This is a genomic window from Chelatococcus sp. GCM10030263 (genome assembly GCF_042666455.1).
In the GTDB taxonomy this organism is placed as follows: domain Bacteria; phylum Pseudomonadota; class Alphaproteobacteria; order Rhizobiales; family Beijerinckiaceae; genus Chelatococcus.
In genome coordinates this window covers 825159-850372 of sequence record NZ_JBHTDB010000002.1, presented here as the reverse complement: position 1 = coordinate 850372, position 25214 = coordinate 825159, and the positions used below count along the sequence as shown (strand labels likewise).

Sequence of the window (25214 nt, the reverse complement as noted above, 5' to 3'; positions counted from 1 at the left end):
AACGCCAACCCAAAGCCTCGCGCCGGGACCTGCAGCGCGCATACATTAGCATGCACTCTGCAAGCGCAACGGTTGACGATAGGTTGCAAAAGGCCGGTAAGCGTAGATTTAGACGGCCGAATCAGCCGTCAAGGTCACGGTTTCCTCGTCGATGGCAAAGGCGACGTTCATCTCGGCTGCCTTGGCGACCAGGCCAGTATAGAAGGCCTGGATGCCGTGCGCGTCGACATTGCCGTCGTGCGATCGGCCGGCAATCAGATCCTCGGCGTGGGTCGGGATGCGGGCACTGCGGCCGGTCGCTAGGATGACGAAATGGACCGCGTCGCCCTCCGTCTTGACGCTCACCTCGATGCGGCCGCCCCGCGGAATGGCATTGGTGGCGACCACGATGAGGTTGAGCAGCAGCTTGACCTTGTTCTTGGCCATGAGCACGCGTGGCGCGTCCCATGCGAGCGAAAGCTTGTCGTCCTGAATGAAGCCTTTGGCGACCTGCTCGGCATCGCCTAGATCGATGGAAGCGCCGGCCGAACCAGCCGCGCCGAAGGCGAGCCGGGCAAATTGCAGGCGAGCGGAGGCCTGCCGCGCGCTCTTGCGGATGAGATCGAGCGCGAATTCCTGCATGGAGGCGTCTTCTTCGTCCTCCAGCACCTCGAGCCCGTTGACGATCGCCCCCACAGGGCTGATGACATCGTGGCAGACGCGGCTGCACAGGAGAGCAGCGAGATCGAGCGCATCCAGTGAGACAGAATTCATACACGGCTCCGCGTCGTAACAGAATCACGGCGACGAAATGCGCCCTCGATCCGAGAGGTGTGATACACCGGCTCGCCTGTCCTTGGAAGCTTGTCCATCGCAGCAGGCCGCCCTGCGGGGCATGATGCGCGGCAGCCCCGAAGCCAGTGACCGAAAGCCAAGCCCGAGTTCCCCATGACCGATGAGACCGAGGACGATATCGCGGCCATTCTCGCCGAAGCCGCGCTTGCCGGCGGAGCGGCGATCGAGAAGGCGGTGAAGGACGGCGTGAGCGTCGAGGTCAAGGACGACGGCAGCCCCTGCACGGAGGCCGACCGGGCGGCGGAGGCGGCCATCATGGCGGCGCTCGCCGCGGCCGCTCCCGGCGAGCCGATCGTATCCGAAGAGAGCGCGGTATCCGGCCAGCCGGTCGTCGGCACCTTCTTCGTCGTCGATCCTCTCGACGGAACGCGCGATTTCATTGCCGGCGAAGCCGATTTCGCGGTGAATGTGGCCGCGGTCGCCGACGGGCGGCCGATCGCCGGGGCGGTTTTCGCGCCGCGGCTGAACCGGCTCTATCTTGCAGGCCGCAAGGCCTTCGCCATCAATGTAGCGCCCGGTCAGCGCCTGCCTGCGAAAAGCGCCTGGGCGAAGATCAGGACACGGCCGGCCCCGGCCGCCGGGCTCGTCGCGCTCTCCAGCCGGCGGCACGGCGACACCGAAAGCGAGGCATTTCTCGCAAGGCTACCGATCCAGGCCGTGCAGCAGAGGGCCTCGGCGCTCAAATTCTGCCTCGTCGCGAGCGGCGAGGCGGATGTCTATCCGCGGTTCGGATCGACCAAGGAATGGGACACTGCGGCGGGCGAGGCGATCCTGACCGCCGCCGGCGGCACCGTCATCGCCCCCGATGGCGCATTCCTGACCTATGGGCATGCCGAACGCGGCTTCCTCAATGGTTCGTTCATTGCTTTCGGGGACCCTGGGCTCGCAGCGCGCCTTGTTCAGCGGAGCTGACGGTCCTGCCAGCCTTGCGGCAGACATTTTTACACCCGAATCTGGCTCGGCTGATTCGTGAGGGCCGGCCGGAGCGTGATGCGAAAGCAGGCCGATAATCGTGAGGAGGAGCTCATGTCGCCCATCCTTCGGCTGATGCTGACCGGCGTCGTCGCCCTCTCCCTCGTTGCGGCGGTCGCACCCGTCCCGCGTGCCGCCGCGCAAGGCGCCTATGGGAGGGGCCCGACGCAGCAGCCCCCGGAGACCTTCAGCCCCGAGGAGCTCGTTTCCTCCGGACACAAGTTCTTCGGCAATGTGTCGCGAGGCTTGGCCCTGACCATCCAGGAGGCGGTGCGCCGCTGGGGGCAGCCCAATGGCTATGTGCTCGGCCAGGAAGCCTCAGGCGCCTTCTTCGGCGGCCTGCGCTACGGCGAGGGCATGTTCTATACGCGCAATGCAGGCGACCGGCGGGTCTTCTGGCAAGGCCCCTCGCTCGGCTTCGATGTCGGGGGTGACGGCGCCCGCACGATGATGCTCATCTACAACCTGCCGAACGTCAATTCCCTATTCCAGCGTTTCGCCGGTATCGACGGCTCCGCCTATCTCGTCGCCGGCTTCGGCATGACGGCGCTCACCAACAACAATATCGTCGTCGTCCCCATTCGCACCGGGGTCGGCGCACGCCTCGGCGTCAATCTCGGCTATCTGAAATTTACCCAATCCGCCACTTGGAACCCGTTCTGAGCTCCAGGGCCCGCCTGCCCACTCCCGCCAAGCCGGCGCGTCGCCGGCACAGCTTGTAGGCCTGGCCCGCAATCTTTGATTGCGGCGCGGTATCCCGACCTACTCGATCACGCGTGAGATCCCCGTCGTTCGTCAGCGGGTCTTGGAACGCGGCCTTGGCCGCCATAAATCCCATCAGTCACGTCAAGAGTGTTTTATCTCTTTGTCCGTTAAGAGATAATCCTACTCCAAAATGGTGTCTCCGACCGAGCACCAGCGCGCAGGGATCGATGATGGTCGAATTGGCGAAGGTCGAAGCGGCGATGATCTTCGCCCTGGGCTTCTTTGCGGCCGCCTTGCTCGCAGCGTTTTTCCTGCCGGCTTTCAACCGACGAACAGAGCGGCTGGTCCGTCGCCGGCTCGAGGCGCAGCTGCCGCTGTCGCGGCAGGAAATGGCCGCGGAACGTGACCATTTGCGAGCCGACTTCGCAGTCGCCGTGCGCCGCCTGGAACGGGAGGTGGAGAAGCAGCGCACCGCCTATGCCAAGAGCCAGGAGGAGCTCGGCAAGCGCATCGGCACGCTGAATGCGCTCGAAGACGAGCTTGCCGAACGCAGCCGCGAGCTCGACGCGCTGCAGACCCTTCTCGTCGAAGCACGCAGCAATGATCTCACGGCCGACCTTCACCAGAAGCAGGCCACGATCTCGGAGCTCGAACGCGTGCTGCGCGATACGCGCACGGCCGTCGTCGAACGCGACGCGACCATCGCCGCGCTGGAGGCCAAATACCAGGAGCTCAAGCTCGATCTCGACCGGCGGCGGATCAGCATCGTGGAACTGGAAACGCGCCACGAGGCCGATATCGCCCGCCTCGCCGACGCCGAACAGAAGACTGCGCAGATTCTGCGCGAACTCGAGAAGACCGTCCGGCGCGCCGAAGAAGCGGAAAGACAGCTTGATATCGAGCGCGAGCATTCCGAAACACTCGCCCAGGCCATTGCCGATTTGACCACGCGCCAGGACAATCAGAGGTCGCTCCTCGAGATGCTCGAGGCGAACGAGGTGGCCTTCGCGGGCAAGCTGACCGAGGCCACCGTGACCGTCGCACGACTGCGCGAGACCCTGGACGAGCGCGAAACAACGCTCGCCCAGACACGGGCGCGCGTCGCGGAGCTGGAAGCATCCCTTGCCTCGGCGACGGCCGAGGCGGCCGACGCGAAGGGCCGCGCGGCGCGGCTGGACGGTGGCGAGGCGACGCTCGCAACCGAAACGGCAGCTCTGCGGCGGCGTATCGAAGAGATCGCCGATGCCTTCGTCGAGCCGACCGGCGTCACGTCGTCGCAACGCCACGTCAAGGTGTGAGGGCGACCAGCCGGGGCCGGCGCGCAAGCGACTGAATCTACACCTCTTCTCGTCGTTGGCGACACCGCGACCGAGGGTCGCCTGCACTTGCCGCTGTGGGAACTCAACGTATCGGCACGCGTTACCTTCGCGAAAGCGGAGGCTGCGCTGTGGCAAAAGACAAGTCCGATTGGTTCGGCCAATTCGCATCACAGACGGCGCGGCTCGCTGGCAGCCCCGCCGCCTTCGGCATTGCCTGCGCCATCGTGGTCGGCTGGGCGATTTCCGGCCCGTTCCTCGGTTTCTCGGATGTCTGGCAGCTCACCATCAACACGGGCACGACGATCATCACCTTTCTGATGGTGTTCATTATCCAGAACACCCAGAACCGTGATGCCGAGGCCATGCACATCAAGCTCGACGAGCTGATCCGCGCGACGATCGATGCGCAGAATTCGATGCTCGACCTCGAGGACCTGTCGCAAAAGGAGCTCGACACCCACCGCAAGCGCTACGAGGCACTCGCCCGCGAGGCGCGGCTTGGAGCGACCGAGACCACCACAGAAGGCGCCGATTCGGAGCTCCACTCGGCAGCGAATGCCCTCAAGAAGAGGGCGGCCAAGACCTCGGCCAAGGTGGCGGCAAAGGCCGGCGCCCGGGCACGGGATCCGAACGCCTCATAGCTCGGCCGAATCCTCGGCGCTGCGTGAAAAGCCGATCACACGCTGCTCGATAAAGGCGACGAGTTCCTCCGCGAGCGTCGCGGCATCGGCGCTCGTCGCATCGAGCCGAAGATCGGGCGCAAGCGGCGGCTCGTAATCCTGCCCCACGCCGGTGAAACCGGCGATGCGCCCGTCGCGCGCCTGGGCGTAAAGGCCCTTGGGATCGCGCGCGACGCAGATCTCCAGCGGCGCATCGACAAAAACCTCCAGGAATTCCCCATCCTCGAAGCGAGCGCGTGCCTTGGCGCGATCGGCCTGGAAGGGGGAGACGAAGGCGCAAATCACGATGAGCCCGGCGTCCGTCATGAGGCGGGCGACCTCGGCCGCGCGGCGGATGTTCTCCGCGCGCGCCGCCGCGTCGAAGCCGAGATCGGCATTGAGCCCCTGCCGCAGGCCGTCGCCATCGAGCACGGCCGTATGGCGGCCGAGCGCATGGAGCTTGCGCTCGACGAGATTGGCGATGGTCGACTTGCCGGAACCGGGCAGCCCCGTAAGCCAAACGACGAGCGGGCGCTGGTGCTTGAGCGCGGCGCGTGCGGCCCGGTCGACATCGAATCCGTGGCGGTGGACATTGGTGGCGCCACGTGCCGCGCGCGCCATGCCGGCCGCCACCGTCGCATTGGTGAAGCGGTCGATGAGGATGAAGGCACCGGTCTCGCGATTGGCCACGTAGGCGTCGAAGGCGATGGGCACCAGCGTCTCGATCTCGACCACGCCGATGGCGTTGAGGCCAAGCGAGGCGGCCGGCAAGGGCTTGAGCGTCTCGATGTCGAGCGCATGCTCGATGGCGCTGACCGTGGCGGGCACCGTGCGCGGGCCGATCTTCAGAAGATAGCTGCGCCCCGACACGAGGATCTCCTCGCCCATCCAGACGAGTTCGGCTTCGAGGCGGGTCGCCACGGCGGGCCGGCTCTTCGGCGCCACCAGCATCTCGCCGCGCGGGGCGTCGATCTCGTCGGCGAGGACGAGGGTTACCGCCTCGCCGGCGTGGGCCACGTCGCGATCGCCGTCGAAGGCGACGATGCGCGCGACGCGGGTCGCGCGTCCGGAGATCGCCGTCACGACGGGATCGCCGACGGCGATGCGACCGCCGGCGACGGTGCCCGCGAGCCCGCGGAAATCCTGGGCCGGCCGGTTGACCCACTGCACGGGAAAGCGGAAGGGCCCCTCCTCGGCCTCCGCAGAAACGTCGATCGTCTCGAGATGGTCGAGCAGCGTCGGGCCATCGAACCAGGGCGTGCTGCGGCTCGGCGCCGTCACATTGTCGCCGACGCGCGCCGACAGCGGAATCGGCGTGACGGTGGCGAAGCCGAGGTCGGCGGCGATTGCGGCGTAATCCGCAACGATGGCGCGGAAGCGCGCCTCATCGAAATCGACCAGGTCGATCTTGTTGATCGCCAGCACCACATGGCGGATGCCCATGCGTGAGACGATGACGCTGTGGCGCTTGGTCTGGGTCAGCAGGCCCTTGCGCGCATCGACCAGGATGACGGCGAGCTCGGCATTGGAGGCGCCGGTCGCCATGTTGCGCGTATATTGCTCGTGGCCGGGCGTGTCGGCGACGATGAAGGCGCGCCGCGGCGTCGCGAAATAGCGATGCGCCACGTCGATGGTGATGCCCTGCTCGCGCTCCTGCTCGAGTCCGTCGACGAGGAGCGCGAAATCGACATCGCCGCCGGTGGTGCCGACGCGGCGCGAGTCCGCTTCGAGCGCGGCGAGCTGGTCGTCGAGCACCGCATGGGTCTCGTAGAGCAGCCGGCCGATCAGTGTGGACTTGCCGTCGTCCACCGAGCCGCAGGTGATGAAGCGCAGGAGCCCGCGATCGGCTCGTTTCACCTCTCCCAATGGGGGAGAGGTCGGCCGCGAAGCGGCCGGGTGAGGGGGAATGACCTTCACGTTCAAAGAAATGCCCCCTCACCCTGTCCCTCTCCCCGCCGGGGAGAGGGAACGAAACCGTTCACTGGAATCGCCCCGCCCCTACGCAAAGCCGAGGCCATCAAAAATACCCCTCGCGTTTCTTGCGCTCCATGGAGGCGCCGGCGTCCTGATCGATGACGCGGCCCTGGCGCTCGGATACGGAGGAGGACTCGAGCTCGGCGATGATGTCGTCGAGCGTCGCTGCGGAGGATTCAATCGCCCCCGTCAGCGGATAACAGCCGAGCGTGCGGAAACGGACGCGGCGCATTTCCGGCCGCTCGCCGGGATCGAGCGGCATGCGCGCGTCATCGACCATGATGAGGGCACCGCCCCGCCGCACGACGGGCCGTTCCGCGGCGAAATAGAGCGGCACGACTGGAATTCGCTCCGCCCGAATGTACTGCCAGACATCGCGCTCGGTCCAATTGGACAGCGGAAAGACGCGCATGGACTCTCCCGGTCCGATCCGGGTGTTGAACACGCGCCAGAGCTCGGGCCGCTGGTTGCGCGGATCCCAGACATGGCCGGGGCTGCGGTGGGAGAAGATGCGCTCCTTGGCGCGGCTCTTCTCCTCGTCGCGGCGGGCGCCGCCGAAAGCGGCATCGAAGCCGCCCTTATCGAGCGCCTGTTTCAGCGCCTGCGTCTTCATCACCTCGGTATGGATCGCCGATCCGGACCGGAAGGGATCGATGCCGCACGCGAGCCCCTCCTGATTGATATGGACGATGAGCTCCCAGCCGAGCGCCTTCGCGGTCTCGTCGCGGAAGGCAATCATCTCCCGGAACTTCCAGGTGGTGTCCACGTGGAGCAGCGGAAACGGCGGCTTGCCCGGATGAAAGGCCTTCCGGGCGAGATGCAGCATCACGGCCGAATCCTTGCCGATCGAATAGAGCATCACCGGCCGGCGGAATTCGGCCGCCACCTCGCGCATGATGTGAATGGCTTCCGCTTCCAGGCGTTTCAGATGCGGCGAAAGCGCCTGCGCGGCATCCACTGTCGGTCTGTCGAGGAGAGATGCGTCGTGCTCGGCCCGAAGTGCGAGGGTCATCGGACGAAATTCCAGTTGGGGGAAGGTTAGGCCGGCCCTGGGGTGATGCGCAGGCGTGGCCGCTCGGGCGTCGGTTGCAGCTCCTCGGTGTCGACCGAGGCCGGCTGGTAATGGCGGCTCACGAATTTAACAGCGCCGGATTGCAGCGCCGCGATGGTGCCCGCATGCGTCACGTCGAGCGCATCGAAGCCGGCGCGATGCATGAAATTCACCTGGTCGCGCAGCACATTGCCGGTGGCACGCAGTTCCCCTGCGAAGCCGTGCCGCTCGCGCAAGATGCGGGCGGTGGAATAGGAACGGCCGTCGCTGTATTTCGGGAAGTCGAGCGCGATGACCGCGAAGCGATGGATGTCCCCCTCGATGCCGTCGAGGCTTTCACCGGCTTTCAGCGCCAATCCGAGCGGCGGGTTGCGGCCGGCTAGGCTCTCGCGTTCAGCGATAAAACGCGCCTTGCTGACGATGGCCGGGGCGTCGGCGGGAACGGGAGCCTCATCCGGAACCGTCTGCCAGGGGTCGTCGACGAAGGCTCCGTGCTTGAACACAGGCATCAGGCGCTCCTTCTGGTCACGCCGGCCGGCGTGACGTGTATGCCGCATTCGACTTTGCCCTGACCGCGCCAGCGGCCGGCACGCGGGTCTTCGCCGGGTGCGACCTGCGTGGTGCAGGGCATGCAGCCGATGGAAGGGTAGCCACGCGCCACGAGCGGATGCGGCGGCAGGTCATGGGCGCGGATATAGGCCGCGATCTCGCCCGGCCCCCAGCTCGCGAGCGGCGTCACCTTGATGTGGCTGGCGTCCGCCTCGAAGACGGGCAACGCCTTGCGCGTCGTCGCCTGGTAGCGCTTGCGGCCGTTGATCCAGGCCGTGAAAGGGGCGAGCGCCTTGTCCAGCGGCTCGACCTTGCGCAGGTGGCAGCAGCGGTCGGGATCGATATGGAAGAGCGCGTGATAGGGATCGGCGGCTTCCATGGCGGCAGGATCGGGACCGACGCTACGCACGTCCGTGAGGCCGAGTTCCGCCACGAGCCGGTCGCGATAGGCGAGGGTCTCGGGAAAGAGGCGCAGCGTATCGACGAAGACGACCGGCAGCGCCCGATCGATCGCCGCCGCCATATGCAGGAGCACGGCGGATTCGGCGCCGAAGCTCGATACCAGCGCGATCTCGCCCGGAAAGAGCTTTTCCACGGCGAGCCGCAGGACCTCGGCGGGTTGGAGCGCGCCGTGGGCAGCTTCGAGCGTGACGGCGTGGGTGGCGAAGCTCTCTACCTCCCCCTCAAGGGGAGGGTGTTGCGCCTCGGTAGACCGTGTGGGCCCTTCAAGCCGCCGTGGCATAGAGCGCCTCGCGGAAAGGAGCCTCACCAACGCGGCGGAAGCAAGCGAGGAAAGTCTCTTCCGGGCCCTGGCGCCGCGCGAGATAGGTGTCGACGATGGTTTCGATCACGTCGACGACCTCGGCTGAGGAAAATCCCTTGCCGACGATCTCGCCAAGGCTCGCGTTCTGGTCGCCCGAGCCGCCGAGCGTGATCTGGTAGAATTCCTCGCCCTTGCGGTCGACGCCCAGGATGCCGATGTGGCCGACGTGATGGTGGCCGCAGGCGTTGATGCAGCCGGATATCTTGATCTTGAGATCGCCGATCAGCGTCTGCCGCTCGAGGTCGCCGAAGCGCTCGGCGATGCGCTGAGCAAGCGGGATCGAGCGCGCATTGGCGAGCGAGCAATAATCGAGCCCCGGGCAGCAGATGATGTCGGAGATGAGCCCGGCATTCGGCGTTTCCAGGCCGGCCTTCTGCAGAAGCGCATAGACAGTCGGCAAATCGTCGAGTTTCACATGCGGCAGCACGAGATTCTGCTCGTGGCTGACACGCAGATCGCCGGCGGAATAGCGCTCGGCGATATCGGCGATCGCCTCCATCTGTTCCGCGGTGACATCGCCCGGCACGGCGCCGATCGCCTTGAGCGAGATCGTCACGACCCCATAGCCCGGCTGCTTGTGCGCAGCGAGATTGCGCTCGACGAAGCGCGCGAGCCCCTCATCCGAGGCAAGAGCGGCATCCAGCGTCGCCGAACGGGCGGGCAGGTCCTCGAAGGCGGGCGGGGCGAAATAGGCGCGGATGCGGTCGATCTCGGCCTGCGGCAGCGTGAGCCGACCCTGCGCGCGGATCGCGGCATATTCGGCCTCGACCTGACGCGAGATTTCCTCCTGGCCCGCCTCGTGCAGCAGGATCTTGACGCGCGCCTTGAACTTGTTGTCGCGGCGCCCGTACATGTTGTAGACGCGCAGGATCGCCTCGCAGTAGCTCAGGAGTTCCGCCTCGGGCAGGAAATCGCGCAGCTTCTTGGCGATGAAGGGCGAGCGGCCGAGGCCGCCACCGACAAAGACGCCGAAGCCGATCTCGCCGGCCTCGTTGCGCTTCACCTCGAGCCCGATGTCGTGGATCTGGATGGCGGCGCGGTCGTCTGCGGCGGCCGAAACCGCGATCTTGAACTTGCGCGGCAGGAAGCTGAATTCCGGATGAAGCGCCGACCACTGGCGCAAAATCTCGGCATAGACGCGCGGATCGGCGATCTCGTCGGCGGCGGCACCCGCATAATGATCCGCCGAGACATTGCGGATGCAGTTGCCCGAGGTCTGGATGGCGTGCATCTCCACCTCGGCAAGCGCGCTCAGGATGTCCGGCACGTCCTTCAGCTTGATCCAGTGGAACTGCAGGTTCTGCCGGGTGGTGAAATGGCCGTAGCCACGGTCCCAGCGCCGCGCGATCTCGGCCAGGCGCCTGAGCTGGCGCGGCGTCAGGCTGCCATAGGGAATAGCGATCCTGAGCATATAGGCGTGGAGCTGCAGATAGACGCCGTTCATGAGCCTGAGCGGCTTGAATTCGTCTTCCGTCAGTTCGCCGCTCAACCGGCGGGCGACCTGGTCGCGGAATTCCGCAACACGCTCCGTCACGAACTGCCGGTCGAATTGGTCATAGCGATACATGGTGAATTCCCTGGGAAAGGTGCGGCGGCAGCCGTGGGGTGCTTCAGGCCGCCTCTTGTGCGGCGATGCGGTGCAAGGTGCTCGCCGTCGGCCCGCCGGCGGCGCGGATCGCCTCCCGCAGCAGCGCGGGAACGAGCCGATCGCCCTCGCGCCTGACCTCGACCAAGTAGGGCTCGACGACGACATTGCGCCCGGCCTCCGCGAGGCCCTGCGCCTCCAAGGCCGCGGCTGTCTCGTCGTCCTCGGCGAGCGCCGCCTCGGAAACATTGCGCGACCAGGTTCCGGCTATCGTCAGAAAGACGACCGCGCCGGTGTGGAGCGCGTTGGCCGTGACCACCTTGAGGCCGGGCTTCTTGGCATCACGCTTCATGGCTGAAGGCCTTTTCGGATTGGGCGGAACTATGGACGGCAACGCCCGGCACCAGCTCGTGGCGAAGACCGGCTGCACGGACGGCCGCAAGCTCGTCCTCGAACCGGCCATGGCGCGGATCGCCTGCGACGAGACGCGCGACCTGTTTGCCTTCACGGGCCAGCGCGAGGAGGAACTCGGCATCACCGCGACCTTCTACGACGATGCGCTCGGCGTCGCGCCGGCCCATGGCGACGACCTCGGACGGCACGGCGCTGTCGTGAACGATGATATCGGCCTGCTGCAGAAGCCGCTGGGCGCGTAGCGTGAGCAGATCGATCGCGCCGGGGCCCGCGCCGATGAGCCAGACGGCGCCGTCATCCGCGGAGAAGCTCTCGCCGAGCACGGCAAGAGCCGCGCGGCGGGCGCCGGTGAGATCGCCCTTCAACGCCAAATCGGCGCTGCGCCCATCGAACAGCCGCGCCCAGAAGCGCCGGCGATGACGGGGCGAGGCGAGCGAGGCCATCACGGCCGCACGCAGGCTCTCGGCAAGGTCGCCGAGCCGGCCGAATTCGGGCGGCAGCAAGGCCTCGATCGCCGCACGCACGCGTTGGGCCAGCACCGGCGCATGGCCGTCGGTCGAGATCGCGACGGCGATCGGCGCGCGATCGACGATGGCCGGCACGGCGAAATCCGACAGATGCGGCCGGTCGACGACATTGACGGGAACGCCCGCCGCGCGACCGAGCGCCGAGACCGCCGCAGCTTCCGCTTCGTGCTCGGACGCAACGAAAAGGAGCGCGGCCCCCGCGAGATCATCAGCTTGGAGAGTGCGGGCCACATGGGTGACGCCGGTCTCGCGCACGAAATCGGCAAGAGCCTTGTCCAACTCCGGCGCGACGAGCACGAGCCGGGCCTTGCTGCGCACGAGAAGGCGCAACTTGGCGAGCGCCGCCTCCCCGCCGCCGGCGACGACCACGGTCCTGCCCTCCACGTCGTAGGAGATCGGAAACAAGCGCAGACGAGCCACTTTTCACACCCGGATCTTGTAATACCTATAAACTACAATATCACGTGCAAGAATGTAGTAAAATACATTTATGATACGTAATTTTCGCGATGTGCGGCTTGTCACTCAGCGCGAGCTGGCGCGGGCGATCTCATCGAAAATGCCGCCACTGTCGAAATGGCGCTTTTGGGTCACCGCCCAGCCACCGAAGGGATCGGCGATGGTGAAAAGCCTAAGCTTCGGCAGCAGTGCAAGATCCTCCTTGCGTGCGAATTCCGGCTTGAACGGCCGGTAATGGTGCTTGGCCATAATCGCCTGCGCGTCGGGCGTATAGAGGAAATCCAGATAGGCTTGCGCTTGCTTGCGCGAGCCTTTGGCGTCGACATTCCTGTCGACCAGCGAGACCGGCGGCTCGGCCAAAATCGATACGGACGGCGCGACGATATCGAACTTGTCGCTGCCAAACTCGTCGAGCGTGAGAAAGGCCTCGTTCTCCCAGGCGAGCAGCACGTCGCCAATGCCGCGCTGGCCGAAGGTCACAGTCGAGCCACGGGCGCCGGTGTCGAGGACCGGAACGTTGCGAAAGAGTGCCGTGACGAACTCTTGCGCCTTCTGCTCGCTCTTGCTGCTTTCCAATGCGTAACCCCAGGCGGCGAGATAATTCCAGCGCGCACCCCCGGAGGTCTTCGGGTTGGGCGTGATGACGGAGAGCCCCGGTTGGATCAGATCGCCCCAGTCCTTGATGCCCTTGGGATTGCCTTTGCGCACCAGGAACACGATCGTCGAGGTGTAGGGCGCGGAATTATTGGGCAAGCGCGTCTGCCAGTTGGTGGGAATGAGCTTGGTGCGGCTTGCGATGGCGTCGATATCGGCGGCCAGCGCCAGTGTCACGACGTCGGCATTGAGTCCTTCCATGACCGCCCGCGCCTGAGCGCCGGAGCCGCCATGGGAGCTGCGCACCGTGAGCGTCTCGCCCGTGCGCTTGGCGTAATCCGCCACGAAGGCGGCATTGATCTCGCGATAGAGTTCGCGCGTCGGATCATAGGAGACGTTGAGCAATTGCGTCTGGGCAAGCGCGGGGTGTAGAGGCGCAACGACGCCGGCAGCAGCCGCAACCGCGAGCAGTTCGCGACGCGATAGGTTGGATTGAAGCTTCACCACGACAGATCTCCTGATCACGCGGTCGGAGCAAAGATGGCGATCTTGACGCGAATTCAAAAATATACAAGATATTGATTGTAAAATTTATTTATCTACATATTTTTTATGATAAATTAGAAATAGGGTTTGCAAGGGCATGCGCGGCATATCAGCACCGAAACATCCAAGGTCGAAAGTCCGGGGCGCTCGTCGCCGACGCGACTGGCCGTTCGGGGGTTTGACAGGCAGCGGGCCGGCACCCATATTGCGGTCGTCTCGACGGAGAACCGTCGGGCCGCGGTGATTTGACAGCAGCTTGCGCCGCGTCACCAAACGCTAAAGCGCCACGAAGTGTCTTCGTGGCTCCACTGATAAGGAGATGCGATATGGCACTCGCCCTCGTCCATCGGGCCTCGTCATCGCGAATGTGTTGTTGTCGGTACGACGTACCGATGCGCTGTTGGCGCATCTGAACGCGACATTTTTCCCGACAATCTGATAGGCGAGGCGCCGGTCGAGGCCGGCGCATGATGGACATGTACGACAGCTATCTCATCGAGGTCGCAGGGCGACCGGCGGGCATCGTCGCCCGCGACGGCCAGCGCTACCGGTTCCATGCGGCGGCACGGCCATTTCACGGGCTCGAAGGGCAGATTTTTGCCGACCCGGTTGCGGCCCAGCGGGCAGCGCAACGTTTTCTCAGCAGCAAGGGCCGCCGCGGCGGCGCGCAACGTCAGGACTGACCGCTCCCGAGAGCGGCTCCTGCAAGGCGTGCCCCGGCCAATTGGGTCACGCCTTCCCGACATCGCGAGGCAAGCGTGAACACATTGCTCTCTTCCCCAGATAGGCCCGATGCGCCGGCCGAGGTCGCCGTTCGTTTCGAGGACGTGTCGAAAACCTATGCCGCCCGCAGGGGCCAGAGCACCGTCGCGGCGCTCGCCGACATCGATCTTTCGGTGCGCGCCGGCTCTATCCTCGGCGTGATCGGCCGGAGCGGCGCCGGCAAATCGACGCTCATCCGTCTCGTCAACGGACTGGAGCTGCCGACCGCCGGGCGCGTGCTCGTCGGCGGCACGGACGTCGCGAACCTGCCGGAGGAGGAACTCAGGCAGCTGCGCCGCTCGATCGGCATGATCTTCCAGCATTTCAATCTGCTCTCCTCGCGCACGGTCCATGACAATGTAGCGCTACCGCTCGAAATCGCCGGGGCAAGCCGCGCCGAGATCCGCGCGCGGGTCGATCCACTCATCGATCTCGTCGGCCTCGCCGATAAGCGCGACCGCTATCCGGCGGAACTCTCCGGCGGCCAGAAGCAGCGCGTCGGCATCGCCCGGGCGCTCGCCACGCGGCCCAGCGTGCTCCTGTCGGACGAAGCGACCTCCGCGCTCGATCCGGAGACGACCCGCTCGATTCTCGACCTTCTCACCACCATCAATCAAGAGCTCGAGCTCACCATCCTGCTCATCACGCATGAGATGGCGGTGATCCGCGGCATTGCCCGCGACGTCGCCGTCATCGAGGGCGGGCGCATCGTCGAGCAGGGCGATGTCTTCGATCTGTTCACGCGGCCGCAGCACCCGACGACACGCGCCTTTCTCGCCGCCGAAAGCGGACGTGCCCTGCCCCCCTTCGTGGCCGAGCATCTCAGCGCCACGCCCGCGCCGGGCAGCCAGCAGGTGTTGCGCATTATTTTCCGAGGCGCCCATGCGACCGATCCGGTGCTCTCTCAGATCACTCAACAGTTCGGTGTCGCCGTGAACATTCTAGGCGGCGCGGTGGACGCGATCGCCGGCCGCCCCTTCGGGACGCTCATCGTCGGCGTGCCGGAGGACCCGCCCTTGCTCGAACACATCAGCGCCTTTCTCGCCGCGCGCGACCTCGATCTCGAGGTGCTCGGCCATTTCGCATTACCTGCCGCCTCGCCGGCGCAGGCGCTCGGGGAGGTCTCGCATGTCGCCTGAGATTATCCGTCTCATCGTCGCCTCCACCTTCGACACGCTCTACATGGTGGCGGTATCGGCCGCTGTCGGAACACTCATCGGCCTGCCGCTCGGGGTTTTCCTTGCAACGAGCCGGCGCGGCGAGCTTCTGGCGGCGCCGCTCGCCAATGCCGTCGTGGGCGTTGTTGTCAACGCTCTGCGCTCGACGCCCTTCATCATCCTGACCGTCTCGATCATCCCCTTCACGCGGCTGATCGCCGGCACCTCGATCGGCACCACCGCGGCGATCGTACCGCTGACGGTCGCGGCGACGCCCTTCATTGCACGGCTCGTCGAGGGTTCCGTACGCGAGGTCGACCCCGGCCTCATCGAAGCGGCACGCGCAATGGGCGCCAGCCCCCTGCAGATCCTCGCCAAGGTGCTGGTGCCGGAGGCGCTGCCCGGCATCGTGCTCGGCCTGACGCTCGCCATCGTCAGCCTCATCGGCTTCTCGGCCATCGTCGGCGTCGTCGGCGGTGGCGGGCTCGGCGACCTCGGCATCCGCTACGGCTACCAGCGTTTCATGCCGGACGTGATGGCAGCCGTCGTCATCGTCCTCATCATCCTCGTCCAGGGCATCCAAAGCCTCGGCGACATTCTCTCGAAACGACTGAACAAACGCATCCGCCACGGTTGAGCGCCGCCGGATCACAACAAAGGAGACCCATGCGATGAAAACCGTTCTTTCGATCCTGGCGCTGGCTGCCGGCCTTGCGCTCGGCGGCGCCGCCGCAGCCGAGGCGGAAACAATCAAGATCGGCGTGACGCCGGGGCCGCACGCGCAGATCCTGGAAGCGGTAAAGCCGCTCGCCGCCAAGAAGGGGCTCACCATCGAGATCGTCGAATTCTCGGATTATGTGGTGCCGAACCAGGCGCTCGACTCCGGCGACATCCAGGCCAATTCCTTCCAGCACAAGCCCTACCTCGACAATCAAAAGACTGATCGCGGCTTCAAGATCGACAGCGTCGCCGAGACGGTGAATTTCCCCATCGGCGTCTATTCCACCAAATACAAGTCGTTCGACGAGGTGCCGGCAGGCAGCACGATCGCCATTCCCAACGATCCGACCAACGGCGGGCGGGTGCTGCTCCTCCTGCAGGACAGGGGCGTGCTCAAGCTGAAAGACGGCGTCGGCCTGAAGCCGACGGTCGCCGACATCGCCGACAATCCGAAGAAACTCAAAATTCTCGAAGTCGACGCCGCCCAGACGCCGCGCACATTGGACGACGTCGCTGCCGCCGCCATCAACACGAATTACGCGACCGCCGCCGGCATCAAGCCGAGCGACACGATCCTCAAGGAGAATCCCAAAGGTCCCTATGTGAACGTGATCGCGGTCCGCACGGCAGACAAGGACAAGCCTTGGGTGAAGACGCTCGTCGAGACCTATCGCAGCCCCGAGGTGAAGGCCTTCATCGAGACGACCTTCAAGGGCGCGGTGCTGCCGAGCTGGTAAGGCCGCAATCGGCCCGAATGCGCCCCGGACGGGTCAACCCGTCCGGGTTCCTTTCGGAAAGGCGTCAGTCCGTCAGAACGGCCGGCGAAGCGAGCTCTCGCGATTCGAGCAGCTGGCCGACATGCCGTGCCCAGGTTTTCGACATGGCCTCCAGGCTGAGCCGCCCGCGGATCTCGGGCGAACAGCCGCGCAGACCCGTGCGAAAGGCCTCCCGCATCAATCTGCGGAACTCCTTTGGGCTGTCGGCGACATAGACGCCTTCGCCGAGAGCGGGGCCGACGATCGGCCCATAGCCTTCGAGGGCATGCGGTGTGGCGATGACCGGCCGCCCGCTGGCGATCGCATCGGCGGTCTTCATCTTCGCGCCGGCGCCGAAGGTGACGGGAACGACGACGCAGGCCGCCGCCGTAAGGAAATCCGCCTTCTCGCTTTCCTCGATGTAGCCCATGATGTGGGTTCGCGATTGATTGATGCTGAGGAAGACATGGAAGCGCTCGTCCCTGACGATCGCGTCGCCCAGGTTGCCGGCGACCCATAGCTGTTCGTCGCGGGCGAGAAAGCCCAAGCCATCCGGGAGGATGTCGAAAAAGCCTTCGACATTGGGCCAATAGGCACTGCCCAACAGCGCGGCATAGCGGCAAGACGCCTCCTGCGCCATGGCCGCAAAGCGTGAGGTGCCACCATCCGGCAATTTCAGCTCCGAGATGGCGGGCAGATAGACCACGGGCCGGCCGCAGACCCGCTCGATTTCTTTGGCCTCCAGGTCGGAGATGGACAGCACCAGATCCGCGGCCCGCGCGAAGTCTTCTTCCAGAAGGCGTGTGGCCTCCAGATCCGCCTGTGACGTGGCGCTCTTCAAGCCCAGGTTGAGCAGCGGCTTGCGGGCGGCCCACTCGATATTATGGCTGGAATAGATGATCTTGAATTGAGGCGAGGAAGGCAGCGCCTCCCTCAGAAGAAGCCATGTCCAGGGATGTTCCACCTGAATCACGTCCGGAGCGAGGTTTTGGATCAGCCGCCTCAAGCGGTCGACGATGGGCTTCGATCGCGCGGCGGCCTGAGCGGCCTTGAGATCTGCGAAGACGAGATCCGATGTGATCGTCTCATTAAGTTTCTTATCGTCCAGAACGATATCCAGCGGGCCCCGTTCGGGTGTTCTGAAGAGTTCCGACGGATAGATGCCGACGCTATCGACCTGCCAATTCGCCAGAAGCGCAGAATCCCGTAAGCTCGCGGCGCGAATTTGTCCGCCATGTTTAGGCGCAGCGAGGGGAAAGGGCGTCAGGAAGAGGCATTTAGACACCGGCCTTCCCCCGCTCACCGAATGCAAGGCCGTCGGATCGACTGGCGTCGGCGACACAGGCGTCGCGGATCGCGCGGGCGAAGTCGTCGTAGCCAGCCCCCTTATACTGCGCCGCCTTGCCTCGCAGCGATGTCAAATACGCATCGTCCAGGATCAGCCGGCGCATCTCCGCGAGCCAGCCCGGAAAGTCATGCGGCTCGTAAGCCGGCATCAGTCCCTCGCTGGCCTCGAGCAAAGCCGGGCAGTTCGAAACAACCACGGGCGTGCCGAATGACAGGCTTTCCGCCGCGGCCAAGCCGAAGCCTTCTGCGAGCGCGGGAAAGGCGGTAAAGCGGGCGTTGCGATAGAGCCAGATGAGCTCGGCGTCCGAAAGGTCATTCAGGATGCGGAGGTGTTTGCGCAACCGCCAATTGCGGTCGCTGAAAAGGCGGACCGCCTCCGTGCCCCAGCCCCAGTTGCCGACGAAGACCAGTACAGGCAACGTTTCGGGATCAATCTCCTGCCGCAGCCGATCCCACAGATTGAGCAGCAGGATATGGTTCTTTCGTGTTTCGATCGTCGAGCAAAAGACGACGAAGCGGCGGTCGAGCAGTTCGGCCACGACGGTTTCGCCGATTTCATCTCGCCGCTCATAGAGGAAATTCGGCAGGTAAGCATGGCTCATCGGCGGGTCGACGTCGTTGGGCTCGCCAATGAACCGGTGATAGCTCGAAAGGCTGTATTTGGAGATTGCAACGAGGTGAGCGGCAAGATGGCCGAGCTCGACCCAGTGACGATGATAGATATGCAACGGCGCCGGCGTGGTGAAGGGCATCTCCATGGCGATGACGTCATGTATCACACCGATGAGTCTCACACCGTCGCGCCGCACGATCTTGGTCAGATATTCATAATCCATATAATCCCAGGCATTGGCGACCGAGATAACCGTGTCGCCACTTGCAAAATCGTGGGCGCTCGCCGCCTGCCCACCGCCAATCGCGACCAAGAGGCCATTTTTGCGCGCCGGCAGACTGAGCCCTGACAGCACCAGGTGACCCAATCGCGCGGTCAGGAACAGAGAACGCCGCAGAATCCGGGTAGCCAGACGACGGACCGGCGAATAATGCTGATGAACAGGCAGCAGCCGTCCTAATTCCCGGCCCATGATCACGCCGAAGTCATGCCCCGAGATGAACGCGGCCGTCTTTAGCCGGCCCCACGCCTTCCGCAGGCGCATCTTCAAGGTAGTTTGACTGCCGTTCGAAGCTGTATCTTCACTATAGCCTGTCCGCGGCAACTGGTAGCGGCGGAAAAGGACGTCATCGAGCAGGCTCTGCTCGCTCGGACGCAGGAGGCGATAAGCCTTCATCATCCGATCGAATGTCACGAAGCGCAGATTGAAGGGCGCTTCCTTGCTGAGATATTCGGCGAGATACTGCTCTACCCGCACGATACCGACGGGGGGCTTCAGGCCGAAATGCAGGAGCAAGCTGGCATCGTAATAGACAGCTGGAGCTCCGCGCGCGTTCTCCGTCAGAACGTTATGAGCATTTTCAGTCAGTATTTCGACAGGAGGGGAAGCAATGGCCTGAGGCACCTGGCGCCGTTCATCGCCTGAACTAACGCTGCGCATTGCAAACTCCCGCGACGGCATTTCGGCCGTCACAATGCCCTTTTTAGCATTAGTCTTAGCACTTGGAGACAAGGCTATTCCTTTACACGACGGCATGACTGATCGTCCTGCCAACACTGTCGTTTACCGCACGAGTGATGCCGTCACCCCTGCGACGGCCATCATTCCGACGCGCGTGACGATCGGTTCACGATGAGGGCAATCCCACACAGCCGCCGCAAAGGCGACTGCGCATGCTCTCCGGTCCGATGACGTCACCGGTCCAGGATAGAATTACCTGTTACTCATATGCGAAACGTTAACCCGTTTCACGGCAGCCGGATCGGGCGAGCAGCCCACGGTATGGTGCGGCACCTCGCCTGCGGAATGGATATCCACCACATTCGATCGAATTTGACAATAACAGTGAGGCATATCCGGGAGCAACGGCACCGAATGGCTTTGTGGTGGCACTTTACGGCCGGACCCAACTCCGCCGCGCGACCGGCTTGATGCGATTGACGATCTGCCCCTCCCGGGCCTTACCCCGGGCGGGCGACATCCAGTTGGCACATGACCGGGCCATTATTTGTATATCGCGCCTAACAGGCTATTCTATAGTGGTATTTTGGTGCGGTTATGCTTGCGTCGGCAAGCCGGCGCAGGGCTTAGGAGCGATCGTGGTCGGTTTTCTCGCCTGGACAGCTGTCTATGGCGTGCTGTCCCTTCTGGCACATAATTTTGCGGCGGTGTCCGACGGTATCACCGTGCTGTGGCCAGCCGGTGGCGTGGCGCTCTATCTGATGCTGCGCTACGGCTCGCGACAGCCACTCCTGGGGCTGGGACCGATCCTTGTGGGCGGTATTGCGGCCGCGGCGGCAAGTGTCGTTGCGGACGGCGGCGGTGTGGGCAGCTTCCTCACGGAAGCCTTTTTGGTGTTGGCCGGTGCTGCCGGTGCGACGGCGGGTGCCGCCGCCTTTCGATTCTTCGAGAAGAGCGTTTTCGCCACGGGCGACGTGTTCAGCCATCCGCGCAGCATGATCGTGCTGCTCGCCGCGGGCTGCGAGACCTTCGCGTTGACGAGCGGGGTGGTCGGGACGATCGTGCTGCACGCCGCCCAGGCGCTTCGCGGCATCGGGGCATTCGGTGGACCGCTCGACCTCGTCACGAGTTTCGTTCCCTGGTTCATCGGCGACCTCGCGAGCTCGGTTCTCGTTACACCGGCACTGATCGCCTGGTGCCGCCCCGGACAATGGGCCCGCCCGCCCGTGCCGGTCCTTGTACTTTGGGGGCTCACTATTGCCACCGCTGCCGTGGCGCTGGCGGTGGAATTGCCGGCCATCATCGAAAATGCGGCCGTCCTGCTGCTCATCGGGCCGGCGCTCGCGGCAGCCGCTTTCAACACCCAGCCCCGCTTCTTCTGCGTCATCGTGCTGACGAGCGCGAGCCTGACGCTTGCCGTCGTTGCAAGCCACGGCAATACGCCGTTCATGCCCATGTCGGTGATGCTGCTTCTCGCCCAGCTCTACATCCTGACGATCAGTTCGACCCAGTTCGTGCTCTATGCGACCGTGGCCGAGAGCCGGCGCAGTACAGCCGAGCGGCTCAATCTGGCGCGGCATTTCTCGCCCAATATGGTGGAGCTCGTCGCGCGCCTCGGGCGTCCCTTCGCCAAGCCGCAGAAGCTGCCGGCCACGATCCTGTTCTGCGACATCCGCAATTTCACCGGCTTCTCGGAAGCGGCCGGACCGGAAGCGACCATGGAGCTCTTACGGGATTTCCATACGGCTATGGCGAGGGTGATCTTTGCCCACCACGGCACGCTCGACCGCTTTCTCGGCGACGGGCTGATGGCCGTGTTCGGGATGCCCGAGCCGCGCGCGGACGATACGCTGAGAGCGCTCGCCTGCGCCTTCGCCATGCAGGACGCGATGGCGCGGCTCAATGAAGAGCGGCGCGCCCGGGGACAGCCCACCGTGTCCATGGGCATCGGCATCCACAAGGGGGACGTCATGCTCGGCGACATTGGCGGCGAACAGGCGCTCGCCATCACGGTGGTGGGCGACACGGTCAATGCCGCAAGCCGCCTGCAAGTGCTCTGCCGCGCCCATGACGCGGCGCTCATCATCAGTCGGGAAGCGCTGGAGGCTGCACAGGGCGATGAGAATGCCACGGCTCACGGCGCGTGCTTCGCCAAGCTCGCGCCGCTCGGCCGCACCCTGCTGCGCGGCCGCGTCCATGAAACGGAGATCTGGGGGGTGCCCCTGAACGCACCGGCGGCTGAGATATCGGCCTCGGCCGGCGTCGTTCAATCCTTGGCACGCTCCACATAGGAGTTGTCGGCGGTCATAACGACAATGCGCGTGCCCGTTGCGATATGCGGCGGCACCATGACGCGCACGCCATTCGACATCACCGCAGGCTTGTAGGAGGACGAGGCCGTCTGACCTTTCACGGTCGGCTCGGTCTCGACCACTTCCAGTGTCACGCGCTGTGGCAGCTCGATGGCGACCGCCACGCCCTCATGGACCGAGACCATGCAGGCCATGCCTTCCTGCAGATAGACAGCCTGGTCGCCGATCACGTCAGCTGGGACGGTGATCTGTTCGAAGCTTTCGGGATTCATGAAGACGTAGTCGTTGCCGTCCTGGTAGAGATAGGTGTGCTCGCGATCTTCCACATAGGCGCGTTCCACCTGCTCCGTCGTGCGGTAGCGCTGGGAGGTCTTCACGCCGTCGGAAAGGCGGCGCATGTCGATCTGCGTGGTCGGCGTGCCCTTGCCGGGGAAGAAGCTCTCGGCCGACAGCACCGCGTAGAGCTGGCCATCCACCTCGAGAATATTGCCTTTGCGCACGGAGCTCGCGATAACCTTCACGGGGATCGTCCTCAATCATCAGACGGCTAAGGCGCCGATGCGGGCCGTGGCCCGCCGACGCCGGAATTTCGGCGCACCATAGCGATCTTGACGGCGAATGCCAGCCGTCTTCTCACATCTGCCGGGCCGGCTGTCCAGCGCAAGGCCCACCGGGCATAACGAAGAACTGAAGAGCCGATGCAAACCTCCGCTCCCTGGTGGGCGCCCGAGATCCACACCCGGCGCCGTCCCGCGCTGCTGGCGCGCCAGCGCATCGCCGGGGCAATCCGCCGGCTGTTCGAAGACGCCGATTTCCTCGAGGTCGAGACCGCGATCCTGCAGGTCTCGCCCGGCAACGAAACGCATCTGCACGCCTTCCGCACCGAGCTTGTCAGGCTCGATATGGCGCGGGAGCCGCTTTACCTCCACACCTCGCCGGAATTCGCCTGCAAGAAGTTGCTCGCCGCGGGCGAACCGCGACTCTTCACCTTCGCGCGCGTGTTTCGGAACCGGGAGCGGAGCGCCCTGCATCATCCCGAATTCACGATGCTCGAATGGTACCGCGCCGGCGAGAGCTATGAGAGGCTGATGGACGACTGTGCCCTGGTGCTGCATTCCGCCGCCGATGCGGTGGAAACCGATGTCCTCGTTCATCGCGGGCGCAGCGCCGACCCGCGACTCGCGCCGGAGCGGCTCAGTGTGTCGGCGGCCTTCGCCTGTCATGCCGGCATCGATCTCGAAGCGGTGCTTCCGGCCGATGGCGATAATGGCGCGGCCCGCGACGCCTTCGCCACCATCGCCATGGCGGGCGGCCTGCGCGTGGCGCCCGACGACGGCTGGAGCGACATCTTCAGCCGCGTGATCAGCGAGCGCGTCGAGCCGAAGCTCGGCCTCGGACGGGCGACCATCCTTTATGATTATCCCATCAGCGAGGCGGCGCTGGCGCGGCCAAAGCCGACGGATCCGCGCTTTGCCGAGCGCTTCGAGCTCTATGCCTGCGGTGTCGAACTCGCCAATGCCTTCGGCGAATTGACGGACCCGGAGGAGCAGCGGGCGCGTTTCGATCACGATATGGCCGAGAAGCAGCGCATCTATGGCGAGCGCTATCCGATCGACGAGGACTTTCTCGCCGCCCTCGCCGTCATGCCGGCGGCGAGCGGCGCAGCGCTCGGTCTCGACCGGCTCGTGATGCTCGCGACCGGCACGGATCGCATCGAGGATGTGCTATGGACGCCGCTGCCGTGATGATCGGTTACCTGAGTGGGAGACGAAAGCTTTCTATGAAAGCGCCCGACATTTCACCCCACCCCTTACCCCTCCCCACAAGGGGGAGGGGAGCGGCAAGCGTCGGTTATGGACGGCAAACGTCGGTTCGTCCTTGTGAGAAGTCATCAGCGTGAAAAGGCATCTTCACCGCGGAGATCTATTGGTGAACGGCATAGCTGCGGTTTCGACCCTCCCCTCGATGGGGAGGGTCGGCGAGCGAAGCGAGCCGGGGTGGGGTGAGCCTGACAAAACACCCTCGCTCACCGGCACCAGCCCGGCGCGCCAGCTGAACCGCCCCGCGGAACTCGCCGCCGCCGGCCTTGTGCCGCCGGAGCGGCTCGCCGCCCTCGATGCGGTTGCCGCGCGCTATGCGGTGGCGGTAACGCCGGCGATGGCCGATCTCATTGATGCCGCCGATCCCGACGATCCCATCGCCCGGCAGTTCATCCCCGATCCCGCCGAGCTCGATCGCTTGCCCGAGGAGCGCGACGATCCGATCGGCGACAACCCGCATCAGCCGGTCGCCGGCATCGTCCACCGCTATCCCGACCGGGTGCTGCTCAAGCTCGTGCATGTCTGCGCCGTCTATTGCCGCTTCTGCTTCCGCCGCGAGATGGTCGGGCCCGGCGCCAAGATGCTGTCGGATGCTGAACTCGCGGAGGCCCTCGCCTATGTGCGGGCGCGGCCGGAGATCTGGGAAGTCGTGATCACGGGGGGCGATCCGCTGGTCCTCTCGCCGCGTCGCATCGCAGCCGTCGTCGCGAGCCTCGCTGCCATCGAGCACGTCAAGGTGATCCGCTGGCACACGCGCCTGCCGGTCGTCGATCCCGCGCGCATCACGCCGGCGCTGGTCGGGGCCCTCAAGGCGCAGGGCAAGGCCGTTTACGTCGTGCTCCACGCCAACCATGCGCGCGAGATGACGGCCGCGGCGCGCGCCGCCTGCGCGCGTCTCGTCGATGCCGGCATCCCGATGCTCGGCCAGTCGGTGCTGCTCAGGGGCGTCAACGACGATCCCGCGGCGCTGTCGGACCTCATGCGGGCCTTGGTCGAGGCGCGGGTCAAACCCTATTACCTGCACCAGGGCGATCTGGCGCCGGGCACGAGCCATCTGCGCACGACGATCGCCGAGGGCCAGGCGCTCATGCGCGCCATCCGCGGCCGCCTCTCCGGGCTCTGCCAGCCGACCTATGTGCTCGACATTCCCGGTGGCCACGGCAAGGTGCCGGTCGGTCCGGGCTATCTCTGCGAAGCGGCTGACGAGGAAGGCTACGAGGTCACGGACTATCAGGGCGGGCGGCATCGCTATCCCCCGGCCGGGTGAGTTCTGCACCACCGTGCCATCCCGGGCTCCGGCTTTCCCGGCCGCGGTTCGACCGGTTGATTGTCAATCCACGTTCGGCTTGCCGCCGCGCAGGCTCTTGACCGCTGCGCGCCGGCTCTTCGTCTCCAGCCGACGCTTCTTGGAGGCGAGCGTCGGACGAGTCGGGCGGCGCGGCTTGGCGACATGGGTCGCCTCGCGGATGAGATCGACGAGCCGCGCCAGGGCCTCCTCGCGATTGCGCAGCTGACTGCGGTGGTTCTGGGCGATGATCACGATGACGCCGTCGTTGGTGAGGCGGCTGCCGGCGAGCTTCATCATGCGCAAGGCGACATCGTCCGGCAGCGAGCGCGAGCGGCGGATGTCGAAGCGCAGCTGCACCGCGGTCGAGACCTTGTTGACATTCTGCCCGCCGGGACCGGCGGCGCGCACGAAGGTCTCCTCGATCTCGCGTTCGTCGAGCTGAATGTGGTCGTTCACCCAGATCATGGC

General features: G+C 65.2%; 24 protein-coding genes. 11 read left to right on the top strand and 13 right to left on the bottom strand.

Going from position 1 to position 25214, the window contains the following annotated elements; genetic code table 11:
• Positions 1-108: 108 nt before the first annotated feature.
• The gene (gene chpT / locus ACFQU1_RS03835; protein WP_378129383.1) at positions 109-753 is read right to left on the bottom strand and encodes a histidine phosphotransferase ChpT; all 645 of its coding nucleotides are present in this window, start codon (positions 751-753) and stop codon (positions 109-111) included.
• 174 nt (positions 754-927) lie between these two features.
• Here chpT and ACFQU1_RS03830 point away from each other — a divergent pair, with 174 nt between their 5' ends.
• The 4 genes from ACFQU1_RS03830 to ACFQU1_RS03815 all read left to right on the top strand — a co-directional run bounded on the left by ACFQU1_RS03830 (position 928) and on the right by ACFQU1_RS03815 (position 4471).
• Positions 928-1746 (top strand): 3'(2'),5'-bisphosphate nucleotidase CysQ, encoded by an 819-nt coding sequence (locus ACFQU1_RS03830; protein ID WP_378129381.1) that lies wholly within the window; start codon positions 928-930, stop codon positions 1744-1746.
• A 114-nt stretch (positions 1747-1860) separates the two neighbouring features.
• Positions 1861-2469: a DUF1134 domain-containing protein gene (locus ACFQU1_RS03825; protein ID WP_378129379.1), complete on the top strand. Its 609-nt coding sequence runs from the start codon at positions 1861-1863 to the stop codon at positions 2467-2469.
• A 272-nt stretch (positions 2470-2741) separates the two neighbouring features.
• Entirely contained in the window at positions 2742-3809 is a 1068-nt protein-coding gene (locus tag ACFQU1_RS03820; RefSeq protein WP_378129377.1) for a hypothetical protein, read from the top strand.
• Positions 3810-3958: 149 nt separating this feature from the next.
• Positions 3959-4471 (top strand): low affinity iron permease family protein, encoded by a 513-nt coding sequence (locus tag ACFQU1_RS03815; RefSeq protein ID WP_378129375.1) that lies wholly within the window; start codon positions 3959-3961, stop codon positions 4469-4471.
• Here ACFQU1_RS03815 and cysN read toward each other — a convergent pair.
• From cysN to ACFQU1_RS03775, 8 genes are all read right to left on the bottom strand, one after another.
• Positions 4466-6346, bottom strand: coding sequence for a sulfate adenylyltransferase subunit CysN (gene cysN / locus ACFQU1_RS03810; protein ID WP_378129372.1), 1881 nt, complete (start codon positions 6344-6346; stop codon positions 4466-4468). The genes ACFQU1_RS03815 and cysN overlap by 6 nt on opposite strands.
• A 160-nt stretch (positions 6347-6506) precedes the next feature.
• Positions 6507-7475 carry a sulfate adenylyltransferase subunit CysD gene (cysD, locus tag ACFQU1_RS03805; RefSeq protein ID WP_378129370.1) on the bottom strand — a complete coding sequence of 323 codons (969 nt, stop codon included), beginning with the start codon at positions 7473-7475 and terminating at the stop codon, positions 6507-6509.
• Between the two features lie 26 nt (positions 7476-7501).
• Positions 7502-8023 carry a DUF934 domain-containing protein gene (locus tag ACFQU1_RS03800; RefSeq protein ID WP_378129368.1) on the bottom strand — a complete coding sequence of 174 codons (522 nt, stop codon included), beginning with the start codon at positions 8021-8023 and terminating at the stop codon, positions 7502-7504.
• Complete coding sequence (locus ACFQU1_RS03795; RefSeq protein WP_378129366.1) at positions 8023-8805, bottom strand: phosphoadenylyl-sulfate reductase; 783 nt, start codon at positions 8803-8805, stop codon at positions 8023-8025. The genes ACFQU1_RS03800 and ACFQU1_RS03795 overlap by 1 nt, the downstream gene beginning before the upstream one ends.
• Positions 8789-10453 carry a nitrite/sulfite reductase gene (locus ACFQU1_RS03790; RefSeq protein WP_378129364.1) on the bottom strand — a complete coding sequence of 555 codons (1665 nt, stop codon included), beginning with the start codon at positions 10451-10453 and terminating at the stop codon, positions 8789-8791. Before ACFQU1_RS03790 ends, ACFQU1_RS03795 begins: the two co-directional genes overlap by 17 nt.
• Positions 10454-10496: 43 nt before the next feature.
• On the bottom strand, positions 10497-10823 hold the full coding sequence (locus tag ACFQU1_RS03785) for a DUF2849 domain-containing protein (protein WP_378129362.1): 327 nt from the start codon (positions 10821-10823) through the stop codon (positions 10497-10499).
• Positions 10813-11832: a siroheme synthase gene (locus tag ACFQU1_RS03780; protein WP_378129360.1), complete on the bottom strand. Its 1020-nt coding sequence runs from the start codon at positions 11830-11832 to the stop codon at positions 10813-10815. Before ACFQU1_RS03780 ends, ACFQU1_RS03785 begins: the two co-directional genes overlap by 11 nt.
• A gap of 105 nt (positions 11833-11937) precedes the next feature.
• Positions 11938-12969: a sulfate ABC transporter substrate-binding protein gene (locus tag ACFQU1_RS03775; RefSeq protein ID WP_378129768.1), complete on the bottom strand. Its 1032-nt coding sequence runs from the start codon at positions 12967-12969 to the stop codon at positions 11938-11940.
• Positions 12970-13478: 509 nt separating this feature from the next.
• Between ACFQU1_RS03775 and ACFQU1_RS03770 the strand changes: the two genes are divergently transcribed.
• The 4 genes from ACFQU1_RS03770 (at position 13479) to ACFQU1_RS03755 (ending at position 16387) form a co-directional block, all read left to right on the top strand.
• Positions 13479-13694: a hypothetical protein gene (locus tag ACFQU1_RS03770; protein ID WP_378129358.1), complete on the top strand. Its 216-nt coding sequence runs from the start codon at positions 13479-13481 to the stop codon at positions 13692-13694.
• A gap of 75 nt (positions 13695-13769) precedes the next feature.
• Complete coding sequence (locus ACFQU1_RS03765) at positions 13770-14912, top strand: methionine ABC transporter ATP-binding protein (protein WP_378129356.1); 1143 nt, start codon at positions 13770-13772, stop codon at positions 14910-14912.
• Positions 14902-15567 carry a methionine ABC transporter permease gene (locus ACFQU1_RS03760; RefSeq protein WP_378129354.1) on the top strand — a complete coding sequence of 222 codons (666 nt, stop codon included), beginning with the start codon at positions 14902-14904 and terminating at the stop codon, positions 15565-15567. Before ACFQU1_RS03765 ends, ACFQU1_RS03760 begins: the two co-directional genes overlap by 11 nt.
• 34 nt (positions 15568-15601) lie before the next feature.
• Positions 15602-16387 (top strand): MetQ/NlpA family ABC transporter substrate-binding protein, encoded by a 786-nt coding sequence (locus ACFQU1_RS03755; protein WP_378129352.1) that lies wholly within the window; start codon positions 15602-15604, stop codon positions 16385-16387.
• Positions 16388-16451: 64 nt separating this feature from the next.
• Here ACFQU1_RS03755 and ACFQU1_RS03750 read toward each other — a convergent pair whose 3' ends face one another.
• Positions 16452-17690, bottom strand: a complete 1239-nt coding sequence (locus ACFQU1_RS03750; RefSeq protein ID WP_378129350.1) for a glycosyltransferase — start codon at positions 17688-17690, stop codon at positions 16452-16454.
• Entirely contained in the window at positions 17683-19305 is a 1623-nt protein-coding gene (locus tag ACFQU1_RS03745) for a glycosyltransferase (RefSeq protein ID WP_378129348.1), read from the bottom strand. The genes ACFQU1_RS03750 and ACFQU1_RS03745 overlap by 8 nt, the downstream gene beginning before the upstream one ends.
• A 659-nt stretch (positions 19306-19964) precedes the next feature.
• Here ACFQU1_RS03745 and ACFQU1_RS03740 point away from each other — a divergent pair.
• On the top strand, positions 19965-21617 hold the full coding sequence (locus tag ACFQU1_RS03740; RefSeq protein ID WP_378129346.1) for an adenylate/guanylate cyclase domain-containing protein: 1653 nt from the start codon (positions 19965-19967) through the stop codon (positions 21615-21617).
• Here the strand turns inward: ACFQU1_RS03740 and efp are convergent.
• A complete protein-coding gene (gene efp / locus ACFQU1_RS03735) occupies positions 21593-22159 on the bottom strand; it encodes an elongation factor P (protein ID WP_378129344.1) in 567 nt (188 codons plus the stop codon). The two genes, ACFQU1_RS03740 and efp, sit on opposite strands and share 25 nt — an antisense overlap.
• A gap of 177 nt (positions 22160-22336) precedes the next feature.
• Between efp and epmA the strand changes: the two genes are divergently transcribed.
• Positions 22337-23383, top strand: a complete 1047-nt coding sequence (gene epmA / locus ACFQU1_RS03730) for an EF-P lysine aminoacylase EpmA (protein WP_378129342.1) — start codon at positions 22337-22339, stop codon at positions 23381-23383.
• A 220-nt stretch (positions 23384-23603) separates the two neighbouring features.
• Positions 23604-24725, top strand: a complete 1122-nt coding sequence (locus ACFQU1_RS03725) for a lysine-2,3-aminomutase-like protein (RefSeq protein WP_378129766.1) — start codon at positions 23604-23606, stop codon at positions 24723-24725.
• 63 nt (positions 24726-24788) lie between these two features.
• Here ACFQU1_RS03725 and arfB read toward each other — a convergent pair whose 3' ends face one another.
• Positions 24789-25211, bottom strand: a complete 423-nt coding sequence (gene arfB, locus ACFQU1_RS03720; RefSeq protein ID WP_378129340.1) for an alternative ribosome rescue aminoacyl-tRNA hydrolase ArfB — start codon at positions 25209-25211, stop codon at positions 24789-24791.
• Positions 25212-25214 lie beyond the last annotated feature (3 nt).

What these genes read in the sequence shown, in the direction of transcription:
- chpT (WP_378129383.1), bottom strand. Translation starts at nt 753, where the DNA reads ATGAATTCTGTCTCACTGGATGCGCTCGATCTCGCTGCTCTCCTGTGC.
- ACFQU1_RS03830 (WP_378129381.1), top strand. Translation starts at nt 928, where the DNA reads ATGACCGATGAGACCGAGGACGATATCGCGGCCATTCTCGCCGAAGCC.
- ACFQU1_RS03825 (WP_378129379.1), top strand. Translation starts at nt 1,861, where the DNA reads ATGTCGCCCATCCTTCGGCTGATGCTGACCGGCGTCGTCGCCCTCTCC.
- ACFQU1_RS03820 (WP_378129377.1), top strand. Translation starts at nt 2,742, where the DNA reads ATGGTCGAATTGGCGAAGGTCGAAGCGGCGATGATCTTCGCCCTGGGC.
- cysD (WP_378129370.1), bottom strand. Translation starts at nt 7,475, where the DNA reads ATGACCCTCGCACTTCGGGCCGAGCACGACGCATCTCTCCTCGACAGA.
- ACFQU1_RS03800 (WP_378129368.1), bottom strand. Translation starts at nt 8,023, where the DNA reads ATGCCTGTGTTCAAGCACGGAGCCTTCGTCGACGACCCCTGGCAGACG.
- ACFQU1_RS03795 (WP_378129366.1), bottom strand. Translation starts at nt 8,805, where the DNA reads ATGCCACGGCGGCTTGAAGGGCCCACACGGTCTACCGAGGCGCAACAC.
- ACFQU1_RS03790 (WP_378129364.1), bottom strand. Translation starts at nt 10,453, where the DNA reads ATGTATCGCTATGACCAATTCGACCGGCAGTTCGTGACGGAGCGTGTT.
- ACFQU1_RS03785 (WP_378129362.1), bottom strand. Translation starts at nt 10,823, where the DNA reads ATGAAGCGTGATGCCAAGAAGCCCGGCCTCAAGGTGGTCACGGCCAAC.
- ACFQU1_RS03770 (WP_378129358.1), top strand. Translation starts at nt 13,479, where the DNA reads ATGATGGACATGTACGACAGCTATCTCATCGAGGTCGCAGGGCGACCG.
- ACFQU1_RS03760 (WP_378129354.1), top strand. Translation starts at nt 14,902, where the DNA reads ATGTCGCCTGAGATTATCCGTCTCATCGTCGCCTCCACCTTCGACACG.
- ACFQU1_RS03755 (WP_378129352.1), top strand. Translation starts at nt 15,602, where the DNA reads ATGAAAACCGTTCTTTCGATCCTGGCGCTGGCTGCCGGCCTTGCGCTC.
- ACFQU1_RS03745 (WP_378129348.1), bottom strand. Translation starts at nt 19,305, where the DNA reads ATGCGCAGCGTTAGTTCAGGCGATGAACGGCGCCAGGTGCCTCAGGCC.
- epmA (WP_378129342.1), top strand. Translation starts at nt 22,337, where the DNA reads ATGCAAACCTCCGCTCCCTGGTGGGCGCCCGAGATCCACACCCGGCGC.
- ACFQU1_RS03725 (WP_378129766.1), top strand. Translation starts at nt 23,604, where the DNA reads ATGGGGAGGGTCGGCGAGCGAAGCGAGCCGGGGTGGGGTGAGCCTGAC.
- arfB (WP_378129340.1), bottom strand. Translation starts at nt 25,211, where the DNA reads ATGATCTGGGTGAACGACCACATTCAGCTCGACGAACGCGAGATCGAG.